This is a genomic window from Rhizobium sp. CNPSo 3670 (assembly GCF_057784555.1).
Genome location: NZ_JBXSOL010000002.1, coordinates 129,407 through 149,314, shown reverse-complemented (window position 1 = coordinate 149,314; position 19,908 = coordinate 129,407). Strand labels below are relative to the sequence as shown.

21 protein-coding genes are annotated in these 19,908 nt (G+C 61.9%); 12 read left to right on the top strand and 9 right to left on the bottom strand.

Annotated elements, in window-relative coordinates; translation table 11 throughout:
- Positions 1–10: 10 nt before the first annotated feature.
- Positions 11–739, bottom strand: coding sequence for a tRNA (5-methylaminomethyl-2-thiouridine)(34)-methyltransferase MnmC2 (gene mnmC2, locus AC13QO_RS02440; RefSeq protein WP_488539824.1), 729 nt, complete (start codon positions 737–739; stop codon positions 11–13).
- Between mnmC2 and AC13QO_RS02435 the strand changes: the two genes are divergently transcribed.
- From AC13QO_RS02435 to AC13QO_RS02400, 8 genes are all read left to right on the top strand, one after another.
- Positions 738–1,916, top strand: a complete 1,179-nt coding sequence (locus AC13QO_RS02435; RefSeq protein ID WP_488539823.1) for an NAD(P)/FAD-dependent oxidoreductase — start codon at positions 738–740, stop codon at positions 1,914–1,916. The genes mnmC2 and AC13QO_RS02435 overlap by 2 nt on opposite strands.
- 114 nt (positions 1,917–2,030) lie before the next feature.
- Positions 2,031–2,738, top strand: a complete 708-nt coding sequence (locus AC13QO_RS02430) for a DUF1045 domain-containing protein (protein WP_488539822.1) — start codon at positions 2,031–2,033, stop codon at positions 2,736–2,738.
- A 114-nt stretch (positions 2,739–2,852) separates the two neighbouring features.
- Positions 2,853–3,776 (top strand): allantoinase PuuE, encoded by a 924-nt coding sequence (gene puuE, locus AC13QO_RS02425; protein WP_085779000.1) that lies wholly within the window; start codon positions 2,853–2,855, stop codon positions 3,774–3,776.
- Positions 3,776–4,276, top strand: a complete 501-nt coding sequence (gene uraD / locus AC13QO_RS02420; RefSeq protein WP_085778999.1) for a 2-oxo-4-hydroxy-4-carboxy-5-ureidoimidazoline decarboxylase — start codon at positions 3,776–3,778, stop codon at positions 4,274–4,276. Before puuE ends, uraD begins: the two co-directional genes overlap by 1 nt.
- Positions 4,273–4,635, top strand: a complete 363-nt coding sequence (locus tag AC13QO_RS02415; protein WP_085778998.1) for a HepT-like ribonuclease domain-containing protein — start codon at positions 4,273–4,275, stop codon at positions 4,633–4,635. The genes uraD and AC13QO_RS02415 overlap by 4 nt, the downstream gene beginning before the upstream one ends.
- A gap of 5 nt (positions 4,636–4,640) precedes the next feature.
- A complete protein-coding gene (locus AC13QO_RS02410) occupies positions 4,641–5,141 on the top strand; it encodes an ureidoglycolate lyase (RefSeq protein WP_488539821.1) in 501 nt (166 codons plus the stop codon).
- The gene (gene uraH / locus AC13QO_RS02405) at positions 5,138–5,494 is read left to right on the top strand and encodes a hydroxyisourate hydrolase (RefSeq protein ID WP_085778997.1); all 357 of its coding nucleotides are present in this window, start codon (positions 5,138–5,140) and stop codon (positions 5,492–5,494) included. The genes AC13QO_RS02410 and uraH overlap by 4 nt, the downstream gene beginning before the upstream one ends.
- Positions 5,495–6,235 carry a metallophosphoesterase family protein gene (locus AC13QO_RS02400; protein WP_488539820.1) on the top strand — a complete coding sequence of 247 codons (741 nt, stop codon included), beginning with the start codon at positions 5,495–5,497 and terminating at the stop codon, positions 6,233–6,235.
- 22 nt (positions 6,236–6,257) lie between these two features.
- On the opposite strand, the gene AC13QO_RS02395 is transcribed toward AC13QO_RS02400, so the two are convergent.
- From AC13QO_RS02395 to AC13QO_RS02380, 4 genes are all read right to left on the bottom strand, one after another.
- Positions 6,258–8,024 carry a flotillin family protein gene (locus AC13QO_RS02395; protein ID WP_488539819.1) on the bottom strand — a complete coding sequence of 589 codons (1,767 nt, stop codon included), beginning with the start codon at positions 8,022–8,024 and terminating at the stop codon, positions 6,258–6,260.
- Positions 8,021–8,668 (bottom strand): OB-fold-containig protein, encoded by a 648-nt coding sequence (locus tag AC13QO_RS02390; protein ID WP_488539818.1) that lies wholly within the window; start codon positions 8,666–8,668, stop codon positions 8,021–8,023. The genes AC13QO_RS02395 and AC13QO_RS02390 overlap by 4 nt, the downstream gene beginning before the upstream one ends.
- A 5-nt stretch (positions 8,669–8,673) precedes the next feature.
- The gene (locus AC13QO_RS02385) at positions 8,674–9,813 is read right to left on the bottom strand and encodes a PspA/IM30 family protein (protein ID WP_488539817.1); all 1,140 of its coding nucleotides are present in this window, start codon (positions 9,811–9,813) and stop codon (positions 8,674–8,676) included.
- 194 nt (positions 9,814–10,007) lie between these two features.
- On the bottom strand, positions 10,008–10,619 hold the full coding sequence (locus AC13QO_RS02380) for a CDP-alcohol phosphatidyltransferase family protein (protein WP_488539816.1): 612 nt from the start codon (positions 10,617–10,619) through the stop codon (positions 10,008–10,010).
- Positions 10,620–10,821: 202 nt separating this feature from the next.
- Here AC13QO_RS02380 and AC13QO_RS02375 point away from each other — a divergent pair, with 202 nt between their 5' ends.
- The 3 genes from AC13QO_RS02375 to AC13QO_RS02365 are packed head-to-tail and all read left to right on the top strand — an operon-like array spanning position 10,822 to position 14,383.
- Entirely contained in the window at positions 10,822–12,606 is a 1,785-nt protein-coding gene (locus AC13QO_RS02375; RefSeq protein ID WP_488539815.1) for a bifunctional alpha/beta hydrolase/class I SAM-dependent methyltransferase, read from the top strand.
- Positions 12,607–12,659: 53 nt separating this feature from the next.
- The gene (locus AC13QO_RS02370) at positions 12,660–13,946 is read left to right on the top strand and encodes a phosphatase PAP2/dual specificity phosphatase family protein (protein ID WP_488539814.1); all 1,287 of its coding nucleotides are present in this window, start codon (positions 12,660–12,662) and stop codon (positions 13,944–13,946) included.
- The gene (locus AC13QO_RS02365) at positions 13,943–14,383 is read left to right on the top strand and encodes a hypothetical protein (RefSeq protein WP_488539813.1); all 441 of its coding nucleotides are present in this window, start codon (positions 13,943–13,945) and stop codon (positions 14,381–14,383) included. Before AC13QO_RS02370 ends, AC13QO_RS02365 begins: the two co-directional genes overlap by 4 nt.
- Before the next feature lie 69 nt (positions 14,384–14,452).
- Here the strand turns inward: AC13QO_RS02365 and AC13QO_RS02360 are convergent, their stop codons facing one another.
- The 3 genes from AC13QO_RS02360 to AC13QO_RS02350 form a co-directional block, all read right to left on the bottom strand.
- Positions 14,453–15,595, bottom strand: a complete 1,143-nt coding sequence (locus AC13QO_RS02360; RefSeq protein ID WP_488539812.1) for an alpha-hydroxy acid oxidase — start codon at positions 15,593–15,595, stop codon at positions 14,453–14,455.
- A 124-nt stretch (positions 15,596–15,719) separates the two neighbouring features.
- Complete coding sequence (gene guaD / locus AC13QO_RS02355) at positions 15,720–17,027, bottom strand: guanine deaminase (protein WP_488539811.1); 1,308 nt, start codon at positions 17,025–17,027, stop codon at positions 15,720–15,722.
- Positions 17,024–18,268: a urate hydroxylase PuuD gene (locus AC13QO_RS02350; protein ID WP_488539810.1), complete on the bottom strand. Its 1,245-nt coding sequence runs from the start codon at positions 18,266–18,268 to the stop codon at positions 17,024–17,026. Before AC13QO_RS02350 ends, guaD begins: the two co-directional genes overlap by 4 nt.
- Before the next feature lie 351 nt (positions 18,269–18,619).
- On the opposite strand from AC13QO_RS02350, the gene AC13QO_RS02345 reads away from it, so the two are divergent.
- On the top strand, positions 18,620–18,952 hold the full coding sequence (locus AC13QO_RS02345) for a hypothetical protein (protein ID WP_085778989.1): 333 nt from the start codon (positions 18,620–18,622) through the stop codon (positions 18,950–18,952).
- A 54-nt stretch (positions 18,953–19,006) separates the two neighbouring features.
- On the opposite strand, the gene gcvA is transcribed toward AC13QO_RS02345, so the two are convergent.
- A complete protein-coding gene (gene gcvA / locus AC13QO_RS02340; protein WP_085778988.1) occupies positions 19,007–19,903 on the bottom strand; it encodes a transcriptional regulator GcvA in 897 nt (298 codons plus the stop codon).
- Between the last annotated feature and the right edge of the window lie 5 nt (positions 19,904–19,908).

The window sequence follows — 19,908 nt, the reverse complement described above, 5'->3', positions numbered from 1 at the left end:
GTCGTAGGGCTTACCGAGCAGGTGCCTTAATGCCGCAGAGCATTTCGCGCTTGCCGGCGAAGCCCCGGCGGCGTTCGACTGCAAAGCCGGCGGCGATGAGGTTGCGGCGAACGAAGCCGGCCGCGGCGTAAGTTGCGAAGGTGCCTCTGGCCACAGTCTTTTCGTTGACCTCACGCAGCAGTTCCTCCGACCACATGTCGCCGTTGCGCGAGGGCGCGAAACCGTCGAGATACCAGGCGTCGAAGCCGGGCTTTGCCGCGGCGACGCCGTCGAGTGCCGCACCGCAGACGACGCTGAGCCGCGTTTGGGCATCGAGATCGAGCGAGACAGTTCCGGCTGGCGTTTGCGGCCAGGCCGCCGTCAGCGCCTCGCATTCCGCGTCGATCTCCGGCCAATGCGACAGCGCCCGGCCGATCTCTTCGCCGCGCATCGGATGGAGTTCGAAGGAGATGAAATGCAGGTGCTGGCCGTGTTCACGGTGAAGCTTCCATTGCCGCCAGGTCTCGGCGAAATTCAGGCCGGTGCCGAAGCCGAGTTCGCCGATCATGAATTCCTGCCTGCCGGCCCAGCGCTCCGGCAGGCCGTTGCCGGCGAGGAAGACATGGCCGCATTCCAGCCGGCCGTCGGTCTGGCAATAAAAATGATCGCCAAAGACAGTGGAATAGGGCATATCGCCGTCGCGCCATTCGAGCGGCTGCGGCGCGCCCGCGCCAATCTGATCGGGGTTCACGTCTCTCATGGAAAAAGCCGATAGTCCTCAGCCGACGTCCGGTCAATCTTCTTGCGACTTGCTGATCGTCGGCGGCGGCATCATGGGTCTCTGGGCGGCCATTCATGCCGAACGCCGCGGTATCAGCACCGTCCTCGCCGACGGCGGCAGATTGGGCGGAGGCGCGAGCGGCGGACTGCTAGGCGCGCTGATGCCGCATATGCCGGACCGGTGGTCGGAGAAAAAGCAATTCCAGTTCGATGCGCTGGTCTCGCTCGAAACCGAAATTGTGGCGCTTGAAGCAGAAACCGGGCTGTCGGCCGGCTACAACAGGTCGGGGCGGCTGATCCCGTTGCCGAAACCGCATCTCAAGCGCATCGCCCGCGGCCATTCCGAAGATGCGGAGCGCCATTGGCGGACCGGCGAACGCCGCTTCCACTGGCATGTCATCGACAGGCCGCCGGTCGATGGTTGGCCTGACGCATCTGCCGGCGAAAGTGGCTTCGTGCACGATACGCTCGCCGCCCGTGTTGCGCCCCGCTCCTTGATCTCAGCGCTCATCGCATTGCTGCGGCGGGCAAAACATGTGCGCATCATGGAAAATGCTGTTGTCTCCGATCTCAATCCCGATCGCGGGACGGCCGAGATCGGCGGCGAAATCATCACGTACGGCCGCTGCATCCTGGCCGCCGGCCATCAGTCCTTTCCCGCGCTGCAGCGGCTGACGCCGGGCTTGAAGCAGCCGCTCGGCCAGCCGGTGAAAGGGCAGGCGGCGCTGTTGAAAGCAGATGTCGACCCGGCGTTGCCGACGATCTTCCTCGATGGACTCTATATCGTCGCGCATGAGGGGGGGCATGCGGCGGTCGGCAGCACCAGCGAGAACCGTTTCGACGACCCCCTCTCGACCGATGCACAGCTCGACGCGTTAATCGCGGCGGCGCGGGCGATCGTGCCGGCGCTCCGCAGCGCCCCTGTCATCGAACGTTGGGCGGGGCTTCGCCCGAAAGCCATCGACCGCGATCCAATGGTCGGCCGCCATCCCATCCATCCCCGACTGATCGCACTGACCGGCGGTTTCAAGGTCAGCTTCGGGCTGGCCCATCGGCTGGCGGAGGCTGCGGTTTGTATGGCAGGCGACACAGATTGCGAATTTTCGCTGCCGGAAAGCTTCGCGATATCAAGCCATATCGCTGTCGCTTCACGTTAAACGTGAATTAGATACAGCTGCGTTTCGTTATTCTGTCATGCAAATCACCTATCTGCTTGCGCATCGGCAGCGCCGGATTTTCCCGGCGCTCACTTCCTTCACGGAGGAAATTGCATGCGCTATGCCATTTGCTTTACGCCTCCGGCGAGCGACCCCTTGTCGCTCGTGGCCGCTAATTGGCTTGGCCGAAACGTGTTTTCAGGCGATATGGTGGAGCCTCCGGCCGTCCGCGGCCTCGGCATTCATGAGATCGCCTTTTATACTGCGGTGCCGCGACGCTATGGTTTTCACGGCGTTCTGAAAGCGCCTTTTCACCTCTCCGCCGAGACGTCCGAATCGCAACTCCTGCGCGATCTCATGCGTTTTGCCGGAACATATGCTCCCTTCCAGATCCCAGGTCTCGAAATCGCCCGGCTCGGCAATTTCTACAGCCTGGTGCCGAGCGCCCCCTGTGAGCGGATCCAGTATCTGGCTTCGGCGATCGTTCAGGAGTTCGATCGTTTCCGGGCGCCGCTGAGTGAAGCCGATATCGAACGCAGCGATCCCGACGGATTGTCGGCGGCGCAATTCGCCAATCTGCATCGTTGGGGCAATCCCTATGTGATGGAGGAGTTCCGCTTCCATATGCCGGTGACAGGCCCCATCCACACGATCGACATGCCCCGCATCGAGCCAGCGCTGGGAACGATCTTCGAGCCCGTCTTGAGGGAGCCGGTGATCGTTTCGAATGTGGCTTTGATGATCGAGGAGGGCACTGGCGGTCCCTTCCGCGTTCACTCGCTCCACCCGATGGGCAAGGTCAGCGCGCGCAGGATCGCCTGAGCAGATGTCGATCTAACCGGTTGTTTTAAAAAGAAAAATTCTCCTGTGCAGTTTCCGTCTCGACATTCCGGCTGCGGATGATACCGTTCCTTCGTCTTTTCAGAAGGTGATTTGATGGTTTCCGAGACCTACCCGCGCAATCTCGTCGGCTACGGGCGTCAGACGCCCGATCCGAAGTGGCCGGGCGACGCCCGCGTCGCCGTGCAGTTCGTCATCAATTACGAGGAGGGCGGCGAAAGCTGCATCCTCGAAGGCGATCCGGCTTCCGAAAACCTGCTGTCGGAGATTGTCGGTGCGGCGGCCTGGCCGGGGCAGCGCAATCTCAACATGGAATCGATCTACGAGTATGGTTCGCGCGCCGGGTTCTGGCGGCTCTGGCGGATGTTCACGGGTCTCAAGGTGCAGGCGACCGTCTATGGCGTGACGCTGGCGATGGCGCGCAACCCCGAAGCCGTCGCGGCCATGAAGGAGGCCGGTTGGGAGATCGCCAGCCACGGTTATCGCTGGCTGGAATACAAGGATTTCCCCGAGGATCTCGAGCGCAAGCATATCCTCGAAGCCGTGCGCCTGCACACCGAACTCACCGGCGAGCGGCCTTTCGGGATGTATCAGGGAAAGCCTTCCGACAACACGCTGCGACTGGTGCAGGAAGAGGGCGGTTTCCTCTATTCCTCCGATTCCTATGCCGACGACCTGCCTTATTGGGTGAAGGGCGTCGACGGGAAACCCTTCCTGATCATCCCCTATACGCTCGAAACCAATGACATGCGTTTTGCCACACCGCAGGGTTTCAATGCCGGCGACCAGTTCTTCACCTATCTCAAGGACGCTTTCGACACGCTTTACGAGGAAGGCAAGGACGGCAGCCCGAAGATGATGTCGGTCGGCCTGCATTGCCGCCTCGTCGGGCGTCCGGGCCGGGCAGCCTCTCTGAAGCGCTTCATCGAATATGTGTTGAAGCATGACAAGGTCTGGATTCCGCGCCGCATCGAAATCGCCGAGCACTGGCACAAGAATCATCAGCCGGATGCGCTCTGATGTTGTCGCGCGAGGATTTCGTTTCCCGCTTCGGCGGCGTCTTCGAGCATTCGCCTTTCATCGCCGAACGCGCCTATGACGCCGGGGGTCTGAGGGAGCCTTTGACGGCATCAGGCGTGCATGCGGCTCTTGCCGCCGTCTTCCGTGCAGCAAGCCGGGAGGAGCGTCTCGGCGTGCTGCGTGCCCATCCCGATCTTGCCGGGCGTCTGGCGATAGCGGGCGAACTCACGGAGGACAGCCGCAAGGAGCAGGCCGGCGCCGGTCTCGATCGGTTGAGCCCGGCCGAACATGCCCGCTTCACCGAACTTAATGCAGCCTATGTCGAAAAATTCGGCTTTCCCTTCATCATCGCCGTCAGAGGGCTCGACAAGGACGATATCCTTTCGGCCTTCGAAAGGCGGATCGGCAATGACCTGGATGAAGAATTCGCGACCGCCACGACACAGGTCGAACGGATCGCGCTGCTGCGCCTGACATCGATGTTGCCGGAGGGCAAATGAGCGAGCCTCGTGCTATCGACTATCTCAATGAAATGCAGAAGGCGGCAGCCGAAGCACTATACTTCGTGGGCGGAATGGATGAGGCGGCCTTCGCCGAGGATAATCTCACCTTCAAGGCGGTCGCCTTCTGCCACTTCACTATCGGCGCGGCTGCTTCCCGACTGCTCGTAGCCCATCCGGAATTCGCAACCGAGCATCCCACTCTGCCGTGGACGAAAATCTGCGGAACCGGCAACCGTATCCTGGAAGACGTCTTCGCTCTCGATCCCTCGGACATCTGGGATGCAACCTATCGCACGCTGCCGGAACTTCTCGTCGAGATCGACGCTATTCGTCACTGGCACGCCGAAGGTGAGTGAACCCGTTGGCTGATTTTCTCGATATCCGCCCGCTTACCAGATCGGCCTTTGCTCCTTTCGGCGAAGTGATCGAAGCCGATCCAGCCTCGATGCGGCTCATCAACGGCGGCACGACCGAACGCTTCCATGCGCTGGCCGCGGCGGAGGCGGCGGGCGAGGGCGCGCGCGTGATCATCAATCTCTTTCGCGGCCAACCGCGCAGCTTCCCTTATCACGTCGACATGATGGAACGCCATCCCTTCGGCAGTCAGAGTTTCTCGCCGATCTCCGGCCGCCCATTCCTCGTCGTCGTCTCCGAGGACGAGGGCGGACGTCCGGGCAGGCCGCAGGTGTTTTTCGCGCGCGGAGACCAGGGTGTGAACTACCGCCGCAATGTCTGGCATCATCCGCTGATGGCGCTCGGCCAAACCTCCGATTTCCTGGTCGTCGACCGCGACGGCCCTGGCAATAATCTGGAGGAATTCTTCTTCGACCCCCCCTATGTCATCAAAGAGCCAGGCCCATGACCGGACTGACGACACATGTGCTCGACACCGCCCTTGGCAAGCCCGCCAATGGGCTCAGGATCGATCTTTTCCAGCTCGACGGCGAGATCCGCAGACATCTGAAAACGGTGGAGACCAATGCGGACGGCCGAGTCGACGGTGGCCCGATCCTTGCGGGCGAAAATTTTCACGTAGGCATCTACGAGCTGGTCTTCCACGCCGGCGAGTATCTCAGGGCCTGCGGCACGCCGCTGCCGCATCCGGCCTTCCTGGATCTCGTGCCGATCCGCTTCGGCATCGCCGATGTCACGGCGCATTACCATGTGCCGCTCCTGCTTTCGCCTTACGGCTATTCAACCTATCGCGGCAGCTAAATGAGGTTTGCTGCGATCGCCGATATTCACGGCAACCATCTTGCACTCGAGGCGGTGCTTGCCGATATCCGGGCTCAGGGCATCGAGGACGTCGTCAATCTCGGCGATTTCTTCAGCGGGCCGCTGGAGGCAGGCCGAACGGCTGACCTGCTGACGCCTCTCGGGCTGACCTCGGTTCGGGGCAATCACGACCGCTATCTGATCGAGCAGGATCCCGCCTCTATGCATGCCTCGGATGCTGCCGCCTACCGGCAGCTGACGCCGTCCCACCTCGAGTGGCTGCGGGGTCTACCGTTCGATGCCGTATATCGCGGGGAGGCCTATCTCTGCCATGCGACGCCGAAAGACGACAATCTCTACTGGCTGGAGTCCGTTTCGCCGCAGGGGCAAGTCTTCTTGAAGCCGTTCGAAGCGATCGAGGCGCTCGCCGAAGGCATCGACCTGCCGCTGATCCTCTGCGGCCACAGCCACATTCCCCATGCCGCCCGACTCTCGGACGGCCGGCTGATCGTCAATCCCGGCAGTGTCGGCTGCCCCGCCTATGACGATGTGCTGCCCTATTATCACAAGGTCGAAGCCGGCCATCCGCTGGCGAGCTATGCTATCCTGGAAAAGACGGCGGCCGGATGGATGTGGCAGTTCCGAACTGTCGCCTACGACCACATGGCCCAGTCGGCACTGGCCGCCGAAAGGGGCCGTGCCGACTGGGCCAGTGCGCTTGCAACGGGCTGGGTGAGATAGCCCGGCCCTACCTGCGCTGCGATCAATCCTTCTCGGGCGCGTGAGGAGCGATCGTTTGTACGGGAGCCGCGGCCGATGCTACGGGCTTTACCGGAGTGGCGGGCGGAATTGCAGGCCTTGCCGGGGGTGCCGCCGGCTTTGCCGGTTTTGCGCCATCGAGATTGCCAAGCAGGGATGAGATGGCGTTGTCGCCGTCGAATCCGGCTTCCTTCAATAGCTTGTCGAGGATCGGCTTGTTCGCCTGATAGGAGAGCAATTGCCCGGCCAGCCCGTCGCCTAGTCCGATGCCGCCTTCACCGTTCGCGCCGTTTCCGCGGCCGAGCATGCCGCCGGTGTCGAAGATGCGGATATCGGAGATCTTCTCGATCGGCTTGACCGCCTCGGCGAGCGCCTCGGGAATGATGCGGATACGCTCGCGGGTGATCTCGAACTCGATGATGGTCTGGCTGAGTTTGTTGCGCGCCTCATTGAGGAGCGCCTCGCTTTCGGCCTGAGCCCGGCCGGTTTCGAGGATGCCTTTGGCCTTGATGATTGCGGCATCCGCCTCGGCGGTCGCGAGCGTCTTGATGGCTTCCGCCTGGTCGATCGCGGCCTGTTTTTCGGCCTCCGCGCCGACGGTGACGGCGGTGGCCTCGGTTTCGGCGGTCTTGCGGGCGTCGATCACGGCGATCTGCTTTTCACGTTCGGCGATTTCGATCGCCTTGGCGGTGCCGACCTTTTCCTCTGCCGCGATCGCCCGGGCGCGGGCCATTTCGGCGGTCGCCTTCGCCTCGGATTCTTCTCGGCTCTTGTTGGCGACAGCGATGGCGCTTTCCTGCGCCACGATCTGAAGGTCGCGCTTGGCTTCGGTATCGCGCTGCTGGACGGCGCGGGCGGCATCGATGTTTGCGCTTTCGCGGGCCTGCTTGGCGGCTGCCTCGCGCTCGGCGATCGCCTGTTCGGCGGCGATGCGGGCTTCCTCCTCGGCGCGTTTGGCCGCCTGTTCCTGTTGTGCGGTTTCGGCGCGGGTCGCCGCGGATTTGTTGGCGATGTCGCGTTCCTGGTTGAGTTCGGCTTCGCGCTTGGTCCGCTCGATGGCCAGCGATTGCTGGCGGGCCTCCAGGTCCTTCTGGGCGATGGCGACTTCGGTGTCGCGGACGATTTCGTTGCGCTCCTTCTTGCGGCCTTCGGTTATGCGGGTCAGCGCCGCCAGCCCCTGCGCGTCGAAGAAATTGTTGGCGTTGAAATGCTTGATGTCGGTCTGGTCGAGCCGTGTCAGCGACACGGATTCAAGCTCGAGGCCGTTCGACTGGAGGTCGGCGCCGACGGCTTCCTGCACGGCCTTGACGAAATCCATGCGCTGTTCCTGCAGCGCGTCGAGATTCATGGTCGCCGCCACCGAGCGAAGGCCGTCGACGAACTTCGCCTCGATCAGGATGCGGAGCGCCTCGGCGTCATTGGTGCGGCTGCCGAGCGTCTGGGCAGCCAGCGCAATCGAGGAGCCGTCGGGTTTGACGCGGACGTAGAATTCGGCGCCGATATCGACGCGCATGCGGTCCTTGGTGATCAGCGCATCGCCTTCGCCGCGGCGAACCTCGAGGCGGAGTGTCTTCAGATTGACCCTGGCGATGGAGTGGAAGATCGGCAGGACGACGGAGCCGCCGTCGAGCACGACCTTCTGGCCGCCGAGGCCGGTGCGCACATAAGCCTCGTCGCGGCTGGAGCGCGTATAGAGAGAGGCGAGAACAAAACCGATGCCGAAGATCAGAACGATGCCAATGCCGGCCGGTAGAATAATGTCATACATCATGGCTGCTCCCTGAAAGATTGATTGTCCGCTGCGGCGGGGTCCGCCAGTGCGGGAATGGCGATAAATACATCTGCCGTACGATCGACGAGGAGAACCTCCGTGCCAACCTTGAGAGGCTCCTGATCTCTGGCGGCCTTGGCTCTCAGCACGTGCCAGTTTCCATGCTGGTCCTTGACGCGGACGCGCCCCGGCAGTCCCTGATCAAGCGGGCCGAGCGATACTTCGGCGGTCCGGCCGATCAACGTGTCGAGATCGACGGCATAGGTCTCGTCGTGTGGAACGAGCCGCGCCACGGTTCTGCTCGAGGCCCTGACCATGGGCACGGCGATCAAGATGGCGGGAACGGCGGCGACGGCGGCGGGAAGCGGCGCCCAGAAGGCGTTGGCGACGGCCTGTATGGCAAAGCCCGTCATGGCGAAGAAGCCGAGCGCCAGCATGATGAGGATGAGCAGGGGAACGCCGCCGACGTTGAGCCAGGACAGATAGCCCGAAAACCCGTCATGGCCATGAAAATCCGGTTTTCCCAGAAATTCCATGATCGAAAAACCCATGACGGTCGCGAGCATCTCGATCGCGGTCAGGCCTGCGAGCACGGCGGCGGCGATGGCGAAGGGGGCACATTCAGGGGCGAAAAGAAGTGCCATCGGCGTTACCGGTTATCCGCCTTGAAGCGTGCGAGGCGTGCTTCGATCGCTTGTTCGCGATGCAGCCGGTCGAGTTCATCCAGTTCGGAGCTGTTGATATGGTCGCCTGATGGAACGCCGGTCAGCCGCGACACCGCCGCCGCAGCCCGGGCAGCATCGGCGCCCGGCGCGGGCCGGCTATGGCCTGTAGCGGCGTCCTCGGGATGTCTGGCGATGCTGCGCTTGAAATCGGCAAGGCGGGCGTCGGCCTCGCGGCGCGTGGCGAGCACGGCCTGTAGGGCTTTCTGGCCTTCGTCCAGCTGCTGCCTGGCATCGGCCAGCGCCTTGTCGAGCGCGGCGATCTGGGATTCGAGATCGATCTGGCGGGCGACGCCGGCCTTTGCCAGATCAGCGCGCCCGGAAGAGACGGCGAGGCGGATCTTTCCGTCGAGCGCGTTCATATCTCCGACGATCTCGTCCCTGCGGCTCTGGATGCGATATTCCTCGGCGCGCGCCTTGCCGAGATCGGTGCGGGCCTCATCAGCCGCCGCGTCGATCTCGCGGATCGCCTGTTCGATGACGGCGATCTTGTTGACGCCTTCCGCCTTGTCGACCGCTGCATTCGCGATGCCCGCGATCAGGCGGCCCATGCGGGAAAGAATGCCTTCATTCGTCATGTTTTCCTCCATCCGAAAGGAATTCGGCGTGACGCCGATGTGAATCTCGTAGTGATCCGGGCCGGCAACGAGATAGGCCGGGAAAATACTCTCCCATCCCCTGGAATAGCCGGCGACATCGAAGGGCACGGCAACGCGTCCGTGCACCGTGGCGATCGTCAGGTCTGCAGGTCCTTTGATGGCGAAGAGCTTATCGTCGAGCGGCAGCTGCGGCGGATTGGCGATCACGCCGCGATTGGCGGCGAAATCGCGAAGGCCGAGTGTGACCAGCCGCGCCGGCAGGCCCGTTTGTTCGCGCACGGTTTCATAGGCAAGGTCGTGCAGGACGACGAGATTGGCGCCTGCCTTGTCGTCGATGATTTCAGCGAGGATGTCGATCATCCTGCGGTAGGCGGCGATGGTGTCATCAAGCGCCTGGCGGGCATGATCATCCGGTGCCAGCACGTAGCGCAACTGCGATGGATGCTGTGTCCTGCTCACGTTTGCCATGAGTAAGACATAAAGCACCGCTTTTGTGCTTTCAAGGAGAGCGGAAAAAAATAGAGGCTGCGTTTAACAGGTCGTTAGGAGGAGAGTGGCTTGGAAGAAGCGCCAACCAAGCAACTAGTAAGAAGCAGCGTTCAACACTAGTTTCGAAATACAGTGCCAGTGAAAGAACGGGCGGCCGATCGGCTCCTCGCTTTCTATCGGGTGGCCGTCTGCGACTCCCGAATACCGGCGCTGATACGGTTGGTGGTGGTCCATACGAGAAGCAGGGCCACCACCGCCCAAAACCACGAGGTCCATCCCGCAAACCCACCGCCAACTCCGACATAGGTGCCGAGCGCGCCGAAAAGCACCGCACGGTCGCTCTTGCCCAGCGGCCCGTCATAACGCCGGCTTGCCCCAACCGTTTGACCCAGGACGCCGGCAAATTCCGTCAGCGCCGAGAGGAATATGACAGCCATGACCGGCATCAGATCGTTCGGATCGATGAGCGCAAACGGGAAATAAAGGGCGGCATCCGACACGACGTCACCGATCTCGTTGAGATAGGCGCCCAAAATGCTCTTTTGCCCATGTTCGCGCGCGAGCATGCCGTCAATGGCATTGAGGCCCATTCGCAGTAGAAACCATACAGGCACCAGCACGAACCAATGCGGAAGCGGGGCGACGCTGAGGAAAAGCCCAAGTGCAACCGAGACGGCGGCAGCAACTGAAGTCACCTGATTGGCGGTGACGCCTCGCGCCGCAAGCGAGCGCACCAGGGGGCGAAGAATATTCTGAAACCGGGACTTCAATTGATAAACAGACATGGTACCTCAGTGGAATTTCGCGGCAATTGAACAGTCTATCCCGGCTGGGTCCGTGCGGATCATCGTAGCTGTGGGAAAGCCCGCACTTCAAATCGGCTCACCCAAAGGACTTATCATTTGCAGCTAGACTTTTGCAATGAAAGCAACTCACTGTTGCCGGCAATAGATGCAACCTATCCACTGATCAGAATTGGAGACGACCGTGCTGCAGACTACCGACAGCGAGCAACCGTCCTCGACGACCAGACCCATGCATGAATCCGAATTCGCATCGAATGACGGGACTCGACTGTTTTATCGGACGTGGCCTGCGACCGGTGCTTCACCGAAGGGCGCCATCATTCTTCTCCATCGCGGCCACGAGCATAGCGGCCGCGTCGCCCATCTCGCCACCGAGCTCGGCCTCGATGATTTTGCCTTCTACGCCTGGGACGCGCGCGGTCACGGACGTTCGCCGGGAGAGCGCGGTTATTCGCCATCCTTCGCTGCCTCGGCGCGTGATCTCGATTGCTTCGTCCGCCATGTCAGCGAGATCAGCGGTACTGCGGTCGAAGACATCGCCGTCATTGCGCAGAGCGTCGGCGCCGTCCTTGCCGCCACCTGGGTGCACGACTATGCGCCGCCGATCCGCGCGCTGGTGCTGGCCTCACCGGCCTTCAGCGTCAAGCTCTATGTGCCTTTCGCCAAGGAAGGCATTGCGCTCTGGGAAAAGTTCAAGGGGACATTCTTCGTCAATTCTTACGTCAAGGCGAAGTTTCTGACGCATGATCCCGAGCGCATTGCCTCTTTTGAATCCGATCCGTTGATCACGCGGCCGATTGCCTCCAACATTCTGCTGCAGCTCTACGAGGCGGCGGCCCGCGTCGTCAACGACGCCCGCGCCATCACCGTGCCGACCCAGCTGCTGATCTCCGGCAGCGACTGGGTGGTACGGCACGCGCCGCAGCATCGGTTTTACGAAAACCTCGGCAGCCGCATCAAGGAACGGCACGTGTTTGCCGGCTTCTACCATGACACGCTCGGCGAAAAGGATCGCGCGATTGCGCTCGCCGAAATCCGCCGTTTTATCGATGCGCGTTTCGCTGAGCCGCGGGCGCCTGCCGACCTGCGCACCGCCCATGTCCAGGGCTATACCAAGGACGAAGCCGACCGGCTCGCGAGCCCGTTGGATGCGACATCCGCACGCGGCATCTACTGGGCGCTCAGCCGCCTCAACATCCGGATCGGGGCGCTGGTGTCCGCAGGCATAAGGACCGGGGCGAAGACCGGTTTCGATTCCGGCTCGACGCTCGATTACGTCTACGAAAACAAGCCCCGCGGGCTCGGTCCCGGCGGGCGGTTGATCGACCGGGTGTTCCTCGAGGCGGTCGGCTGGCGCGGTATCAGGCAGCGCAAGCTGCATTTGCAGGAACTGATCGACCACGGGCTGCAGCGCCTGAAAGCCGCCGGCCGCAGCACTCATATGCTCGACATAGCGGCCGGGCACGGGCGATATGTCCTTGATGCTATCGAGACCGCTGCAGTGCGTCCCGATAGCGTGCGGCTGCAGGATTATTCCCTCATCAACGTCGAGGCCGGCCGCAACAGCATCGCCGCGCGCGGCCTCAGTGATTTTGTGAGCTTCCGCCAGCAGGATGCCTTTGACGGCGAGGGGCTGGCCGCAATCACGCCGGCTCCGGACCTCGCGATCGTCTCCGGCCTGTATGAGCTGTTTTCCGACAATCAGATGATCGCCGCATCGCTCGAAGGGATCGCCCGCGCGATGCAGCCCGGCGGTCTGCTCGTCTACACCAACCAGCCATGGCATCCACAGCTGGAGATGATTGCTCGCGCGCTCACCTCTCATCGCGGCGGTCAGGCATGGGTGATGCGGCGGCGCACGCAAGAGGAAATGGACCAGCTGGTCGCCGCAGCCGGTTTCCGCAAGATCGAACAGCGCATTGACCAGTGGGGCATTTTCACCGTCTCGCTGGCGGAGAGAGTTTGAGGGCAACGCCGTTGGGGCAGGCACATTCTCCACTTTCCCGAACAGCGCCGGTCATGAAGCGGGCGGCGTGCTGGCTCGCCTTCCTGGCGCCGTTCTTCTATCTGACCTATGGCGGCGCCAACTGGCTGGCGTCGCAACGCGCTGATGTGCCGAACATTGCCTTCGCATGGGAAAGCGCCATTCCGTTCTTGGGATGGACGATCATTCCATATTGGTCGATCAATCTGTTCTACGGGCTCTGCCTGTTCATCAACACGACGCCGCGCGATGTGGATATGCTGGCAAGGCGTTATCTGACGATCCAGTTAATCGCAGTCGCCTGTTTTATCGCGTTTCCGCTCGAAGCAATCTTCGTGCGGCCGGCCACGAGCGGCCTGCCCGGTTTCATGTTTGCTGTCCTCGGTGGCTTCGACAAGCCGTTCAACCAGGTGCCGTCGCTGCATATCGCGCTGCTGGTGGTGATCTGGGACCATCTGCGCGGCCGGCTGCCGCGCAGGGCCCGGCTTCTCTGGCACTGCTGGTGCTTCCTCATCGGCGCCTCCGTGCTGACGACGTGGCAGCATCACGTCATGGACATACCGACCGGCGTGCTGCTCGGTCTGTTTGCCGCCTGGCTTTTCCCACGCGATGCCGGTTCGCCTCTTGCCAATTTTGCGTTGAGCGACGACCCGAAGTCGCGCCGTCTCGGCATCTATTATCTGTGCGGTGCTCTCGCATTTCTCGGCCTTGCAGCGCTCTTTACTCCTCTGTCGGCCGCAGCGCTTCTGTTGCTCTGGCCGGCGGTTGCGCTGGCGATCGTCGCAGCCGGATATCTCGGCGCCGGCCCGCAGATATTCCTGAAACGCGCCGATGGCCGGGCCGCACTTGCCAGCCGCTGGCTACTGGCGCCCTACCGGCTCGGCGCCGTCGTCAATGTTTGGCTCTGGACACGCAAAATACCGGCATCCGTGATGATCGTTGACGGTGTCCATCTCGGCCGTTTTCCGCGCCGCCACGAGGCCGACCATTTCGCCACGGTGATCGACATCACCGGCGAGTTTCAGCGCCCAAGCGGGACATCAAGGCGCTGGTGCAGTTTTCCCACCCTCGATCTGACAGGCCCCGACGAGATCCAGACGCGAGCCGCGGCGAACCTCATCGAGATTGCGCGCCACCAGGGACCGGTCCTCGTCTGCTGTGCGCTCGGTTTCCAGCGGAGCGCCGGCGTCATCGTGCGGTGGCTGCTCGTCAGCCGACGTTGCGAAACTCCAGCAGAAGCGCTGCGGCTGATCGAAAGGGCAGGGCGGCGTGTTCATCTGCCCGAGGAAAGCATCCATGCCGTGACGGAGGGCTTGCAATGACGCAATGGAATGCCAAGGCCTCGGCGGCTGCGCGAAATCTGGGTCGCAATTCAATCGTCTGTGGGCTGACAGCGCTGTTGCCGCTGATTATCGGCCCGATCACTCAGGGATATCGAGGTTTCGCTCCAGCATTCGGCTGGCTCTTGATGCTCGTCTTCTGCGGGATCGTGCTCGCGCTGGCGATCCATCTCCTTTTCGATGCGCTGTTGTTTCGCCTCGCGTCGAGCCATGAGACAGAGGCCGCCGGTCTTGCCGCCGTCGACGACCTGCTCTCCCGAATGCAGCTTCGCAAGCCTGACGGGACATCGCCTGGCCTCGAGAGGCGGATTGCCGGATCGCGCCGCATCGTGTGGCGGCAGCGTTTGGCGCTCGCCATCTGTCTCGCGATTTTTGCGATCCTGCTGTTCACCGCGGGTGACGGCCGGTCGCTGTGCTGAATCGCATGCCGTTGCGCAGGTCGAAGATATTGCCGACCCATCGGGGCGTTCAGCCAGTGCCGACTTCTCTCAGCCGCGCCCCGATATGATCGACGCATCCACGTCATTGATGTCGCGCTTGCCGCAGAGGGCCATCGTGATGTCCATCTCCTTGCGGATGATGTCGAGCGCCAGCGTGACGCCTTCCTTGCCCATGGCGCCAAGCCCGTAGAGGAAGGGGCGGCCGATATAGGTGCCCTTGGCGCCGAGCGCCACGGCCTTCAGCACATCCTGGCCGGAGCGGATGCCGCCGTCGAGGTGGACTTCGATGCGGTCGCCGACGGCGTCGACGATCGAAGGCAGCATGCTGATCGAGGAGGGGGCGCCGTCGAGCTGACGGCCGCCATGATTGGAAACGATGATCGCATCGGCGCCGGTATCGGCGGCGGCCTTCGCGTCTTCGGGATCGAGGATGCCTTTGATGATCAGCGGGCCGCCCCATTGCTCCTTGATCCAGGCGATATCGGCCCAGGACAGCCGTGGGTCGAACTGCTCGTGCGAAAACTTGGGCACAGAGGCGACATTGGCGACGTTCTTGGCATGGCCGACGATATTGCCGAAGTACCGGCGCTTTGTCTGCAGCATATCAAGGCACCAGAGGGGCCGGGTTGCCATCTGCCAGATATGTTTCGCGGTCAATTTCGGTGGGGCCGAGAGACCGTTGCGCAGGTCCTTATGGCGCTGGCCGAGGATCTGCAGGTCGGCGGTCAGCACCAGCGCGGAGCATTTCGCCGCCTTGGCGCGACGGATGAGGTCGAGGACGAAATCCTTGTCCCTCATCACGTAGAGCTGGAACCAGAAGGGACGTGTGGTCACTGAGGCAACATCCTCGATCGAGCAGATGCTCATCGTCGACAGGGTAAAGGGAACGCCGAATTCTTCCGCCGCCCGCGCCGCCAGCATTTCGCCATCGGCGTGCTGCATCCCGGTCATGCCGGTCGGTGCGAGCGCTACCGGCATCGATACTTTCTGGCCGATCATCGTCGTTTCGAGCGTGCGGTCGCTCATGTCGACCAGCACGCGCTGGCGCAGCTTGATCTGACCGAAATCGCTTTCATTCGCCCGATAGGTGGATTCCGTCCAGGCGCCTGAATCCGCATAGTCGAAAAACATTTTCGGCACGCGGCGCTGCGCGAGTTTTTTCAGATCGTCGATGGTGAGCGGAGTTGCCATGAATCGAACCTTCTACAGGTTTAAATGCGACCATCGCCCATAACATGAATCCCAAAAGAAGGGTTACGGGAAACGTCCGCCTCAGACGGTCTTCACTGTACCTCGTTGGGGGGAACCGATATCGTCAAAGCCCTGTTTTCAAGGCAATGCCGGAAACGTAGGTCTCGGCAATCGCTCTGTCGTCGCCCATCGTCTGAAGCAGGAAGAGTTCCTCGGGCAGGGTCTTTACCGTTTCCATCTTCAGCGCCATGGCCGGGGTCGCGGCCGCGTCGAGGACGACGAGGTCCGCTTCGGTGCCGGGGTCCAGCGTGCCGATCCGGTCGGCGAGCGACAGCGCCTCGGCATTGCCGCGCGTCATCAGGTAATAGCTTTCCAGCGGGTTCAGCCGCTCGCCGAGCAGCTGCTGGATCTTGTAGGCCTCGTCCATTGTTTTCAGCATCGAATAGCTGGAGCCGCCGCCGATATCGGTTGCGACACCGATGCGGACCGAGTTTTGGCGCCGCGTCAGCGCCTTCAGCGGAAAGAGACCGGAGCCGAGGAAGAGGTTTGAGGTCGGGCAATGGACGGCGACGGCGCCGGCCTCGCTCATGACATCGGCCTCGCGTTCGGACAGGTGGATGGCGTGGCCGAAGAGGCTCTTCGGCCCGAGCAGACCGTAGCGGGCGTAAATGTCGGTATAGTCGATCGCCTCGTGATAGAGCTCGCAGGTGAATTTGATCTCATCGTGGTTTTCCGAAAGATGCGTCTGGATGTGAAGATCGGGAAATTCGCGGGCGAGCGCCGACGTAGCCTCCATCTGCGCCGGCGTCGACGTGATGGCGAAGCGCGGGGTGATTGCGACATGGTTGCGGCCTTTGCCGTGCCAGTCCGCTATCACCTGGCGGGTCTCGTCATAACCCATCTCCGGCGTGTCGAGCAGGCCCTGGGGAGCGTTGCGGTCCATCATCACCTTGCCGCCGACCATGCGCATATTGCGCTTCATCGCCTCGGCGAAGAAGGCGTCGGCCGAGGTCTTGTGCACGGAGCAATAGGCGACCGCCGTCGTCGTGCCGTGGCGGATCAGCTCGTCGTAGAAATGTGTGGCGATCCTTTGCGCATGCGCGCTTTCGACGAAGCGGCATTCCTCGGGGAAAGTGTAGGTATTCAGCCATTCGAGCAGGTTGGCTGCATAGGAGGCGATCACCTGCATCTGTGGAAAATGCAGGTGCATGTCGATGAAGCCGGGCAGGATCAGATGCGGGCGATGGTCGATCTCGGTCGTGCCTTCGGCGGCTTTCGCCTTGACGTCGGCATAGGGGCCGACTGCGGCGATCAGCCCGTCCTCGACCAGCAGGCCACCGTCTTCCTCGTAGAGATAACTCTGGCTGTCGGCGAGACTCAGCGGCGCGCGATGGAAAGAGAGGAGGCGGCCGCGGAGAAGTGTCGTCGTCATTGTTTCTTGCCTTCGACTGCGCTTTCGAACCAGGCGACGAGCAGTCTGCGTTCGTCCGGGGTAATATCGGTCACGTTGCCGGGCGGCATGGCATGGCTGCGGCCTGCCTGTATATAGATTTCTCGGGCATGGGCGGCAATTTCCGCGTCGTTTTCGAGCATCACGCCTTTCGGCGGCCGCACGACGCCTTCATAGGCGGGCTCGGCCGCATGGCACATGGAACAGCGTGTCGAGACCAGTTGCTTGACGGCCGGAAAATGCGGATTTCCGGCAAATTTCTGGAAGGCCCGCGCCACTGCCGTCGCATGCGCATCTGTCTCGCCGGTCAGCAGCTTTGGTGCCGTCGAAAGCCACATGATCAGGATGAAGAGGATGACGGTAACGATCCAGGTCCAGGTCGGGCGGCCTTTCCTCGCATGGGTGGTGTTGAACCAGTGGCGGATGGTGACGCCCATCAGGAAGACCAGCGCCGCAATCACCCAGTTGAACGCCGTGCCGAAGGCCAGCGGATAATGGTTCGACAGCATGAAGAAGATGACGGGCAGCGTCAGGTAGTTGTTGTGGAGCGAGCGCTGCTTGGCGATCTGCCCGTATTTCGGATCGGGCGTGCGCCCGGCGATGAGGTCGGCGACGACGATCTTCTGGTTCGGGATGATGATCATGAACACGTTCGCCGACATGATCGTCGCGGTAAAGGCGCCGAGATGCAGGAAGGCGGCGCGCCCCGTGAAGAGCTGCGTATAACCCCAGGCCATGAAGACCAGCACCACATATAGCACTGCCATCAGCCCCCAGGTGTTGCGGCCAAGCGGGGATTTGCACAGCAGGTCATAGACGATCCAGCCGAAGGCCAGCGACGTCAAGGAGATCAGGATCGCGACGGGCGGACTGATATCGAGGACGTGGCGATCGATGAGAAACAGGTCGGCGCCGCCATAATAGACGATGCAGAGCATGAGGAAGCCGGAGATCCAGGTGAAATAGCTCTCATATTTGAACCATGTCAGGTGCTCCGGCATCTGAGCGGGCGCCACCAGATATTTCTGGATATGATAGAAGCCGCCGCCATGAACCTGCCATTCCTCGCCATAGGCGCCGGGCGGCAGATGCGGGCGTTTCACCAGTCCCAGATCGAGTGCGATGAAATAGAAGGATGATCCAATCCAGGCGATCGCGGTGACGACATGGAACCAGCGGGCCGCGAAGGCGAGCCATTCCCATGCTATGGCATATTCATACATCGAGTTCCCCTATCTTCCTCCGACTCGCGACATTGCGGAAATTTTGGCGGGGAGGAAAGAGGAGAATGATGAACCGCACAGGCCCTTCGCAAGGCGGCGGGCCGGGGCGGGGCGCTGGCAGTCGCCATTGGTTTCGCCTATGTCGGCGACCGCTAACGCATCGCCGATCTGTCGTCCGTGCCTAAAAGCTGCCGAGAAGGCCATGCATTATGACTGTCTCATACTGGATTGGCAAAGATTTGCCGATCTTGAAACTATGATGAGCAGATACAGTTAGGTTTGCAGGCCGCCGGCATGAAATAAAAAGAAACGTTAGATATCGGCGGCGCATTCATCGACGGAGAGATGCCCATGCGCAGCATTCTGACGTGTGTGATGATGGCATACGCATCGTTGGCGACGGCTCACGACGCACCTTCGGGGTGGAGTTATGACCCCTATTGTTGCAATGGCGACAGTCATAATGGCGATTGCCAGATGATTCCGTCGAAAAGCGTGGCGGTGACACCAAACGGATATCGTGTGACGCTGATGCCGGGCGACCACCGCCTGGTCACGCATGCTCACGTCTTTCTGCTGCCGATGACGAAGGCAATGCAGTCCGGCGATGGTGATTATCACCTCTGTCTGTTTCCCAACGAGAACACGCCGCGCTGCTTCTATGCGCCGGAAATGGGGTTTTGAAGCCGAACTTAGCAAGGCCTATTCAGCCTGATTGGATCTGATCTGTTTGCCGGATCAGTTTCCGGCGGCTTTCATCTCTTCCAGGATCCAGTTGCGGAAGGCCTTGATCTTCGGCACGTTGCGGCGATTTTCGGGATAGGCGAGCCAGTAGGCCTTGCCGTCGCTGCGGGTCAGGTCGAAAGGCTGATAGAGCCGGCCGAGCGCGATCTCCGCCTCATAGAAGGCGGGGTGGAGGATGGCGACGCCGTGACCGGCGATCGCCGCGTCGGCTTCCATCGCCTGAGAGCCCAACTGATTGCGCGGGCGCCGATCGAGATCCGTATCGGTAACGCCGGCAGCTTCGAACCATTGCTTCCACCAGATGTCGCCGGCGTCGAAAAGGTCGAATTTCAGGAGATCGCGCGGCTCCTTAATGCCGCCTGCCGATTCCGCCAGCTTCGGGCTCAGCATCGGCGTGAACTCCAGGCCCATCAACCGGTGCAGCGCGAGCCCCGGCCAGTTGCCGTCGCCCCAGCGGATGCCGACGTCGATCTGTTCGCGGGCGAAGTCGATGATGTCGGAGGTCGCCTGAAACCGCACCGCGATCGCCGGATGCTTCAAATGGAAGGAGCCGAGGCGGGGCGCCAGCCATTTCGAGGCGAAGGTATGGGTCGAGCTGATGGCGAGCGTGCCTTCGACGCTGTCGCGCGCCGTTGCCATCGCATCATGCAGCATGGCAAAGGCCTCGGTCACCTTCGGGGCCAGCCGCTCGCCGGTCTCCGTCAGCGCGATCTGGCGGGGACGGCGCAGGAAGAGCGGCTCGCCGACATTCTCCTCCAGGAGCTTGATCTGATAGCTGACGGCCGTCTGCGTCATGCCGAGCTCATCACCTGCCCTGGTGAAGCTGCCGAGCCGGGCTGCGGCTTCGAAGACGCGCAGCGCATTCAGCGGAAATTGCTTCGACAGTTTCATGGATA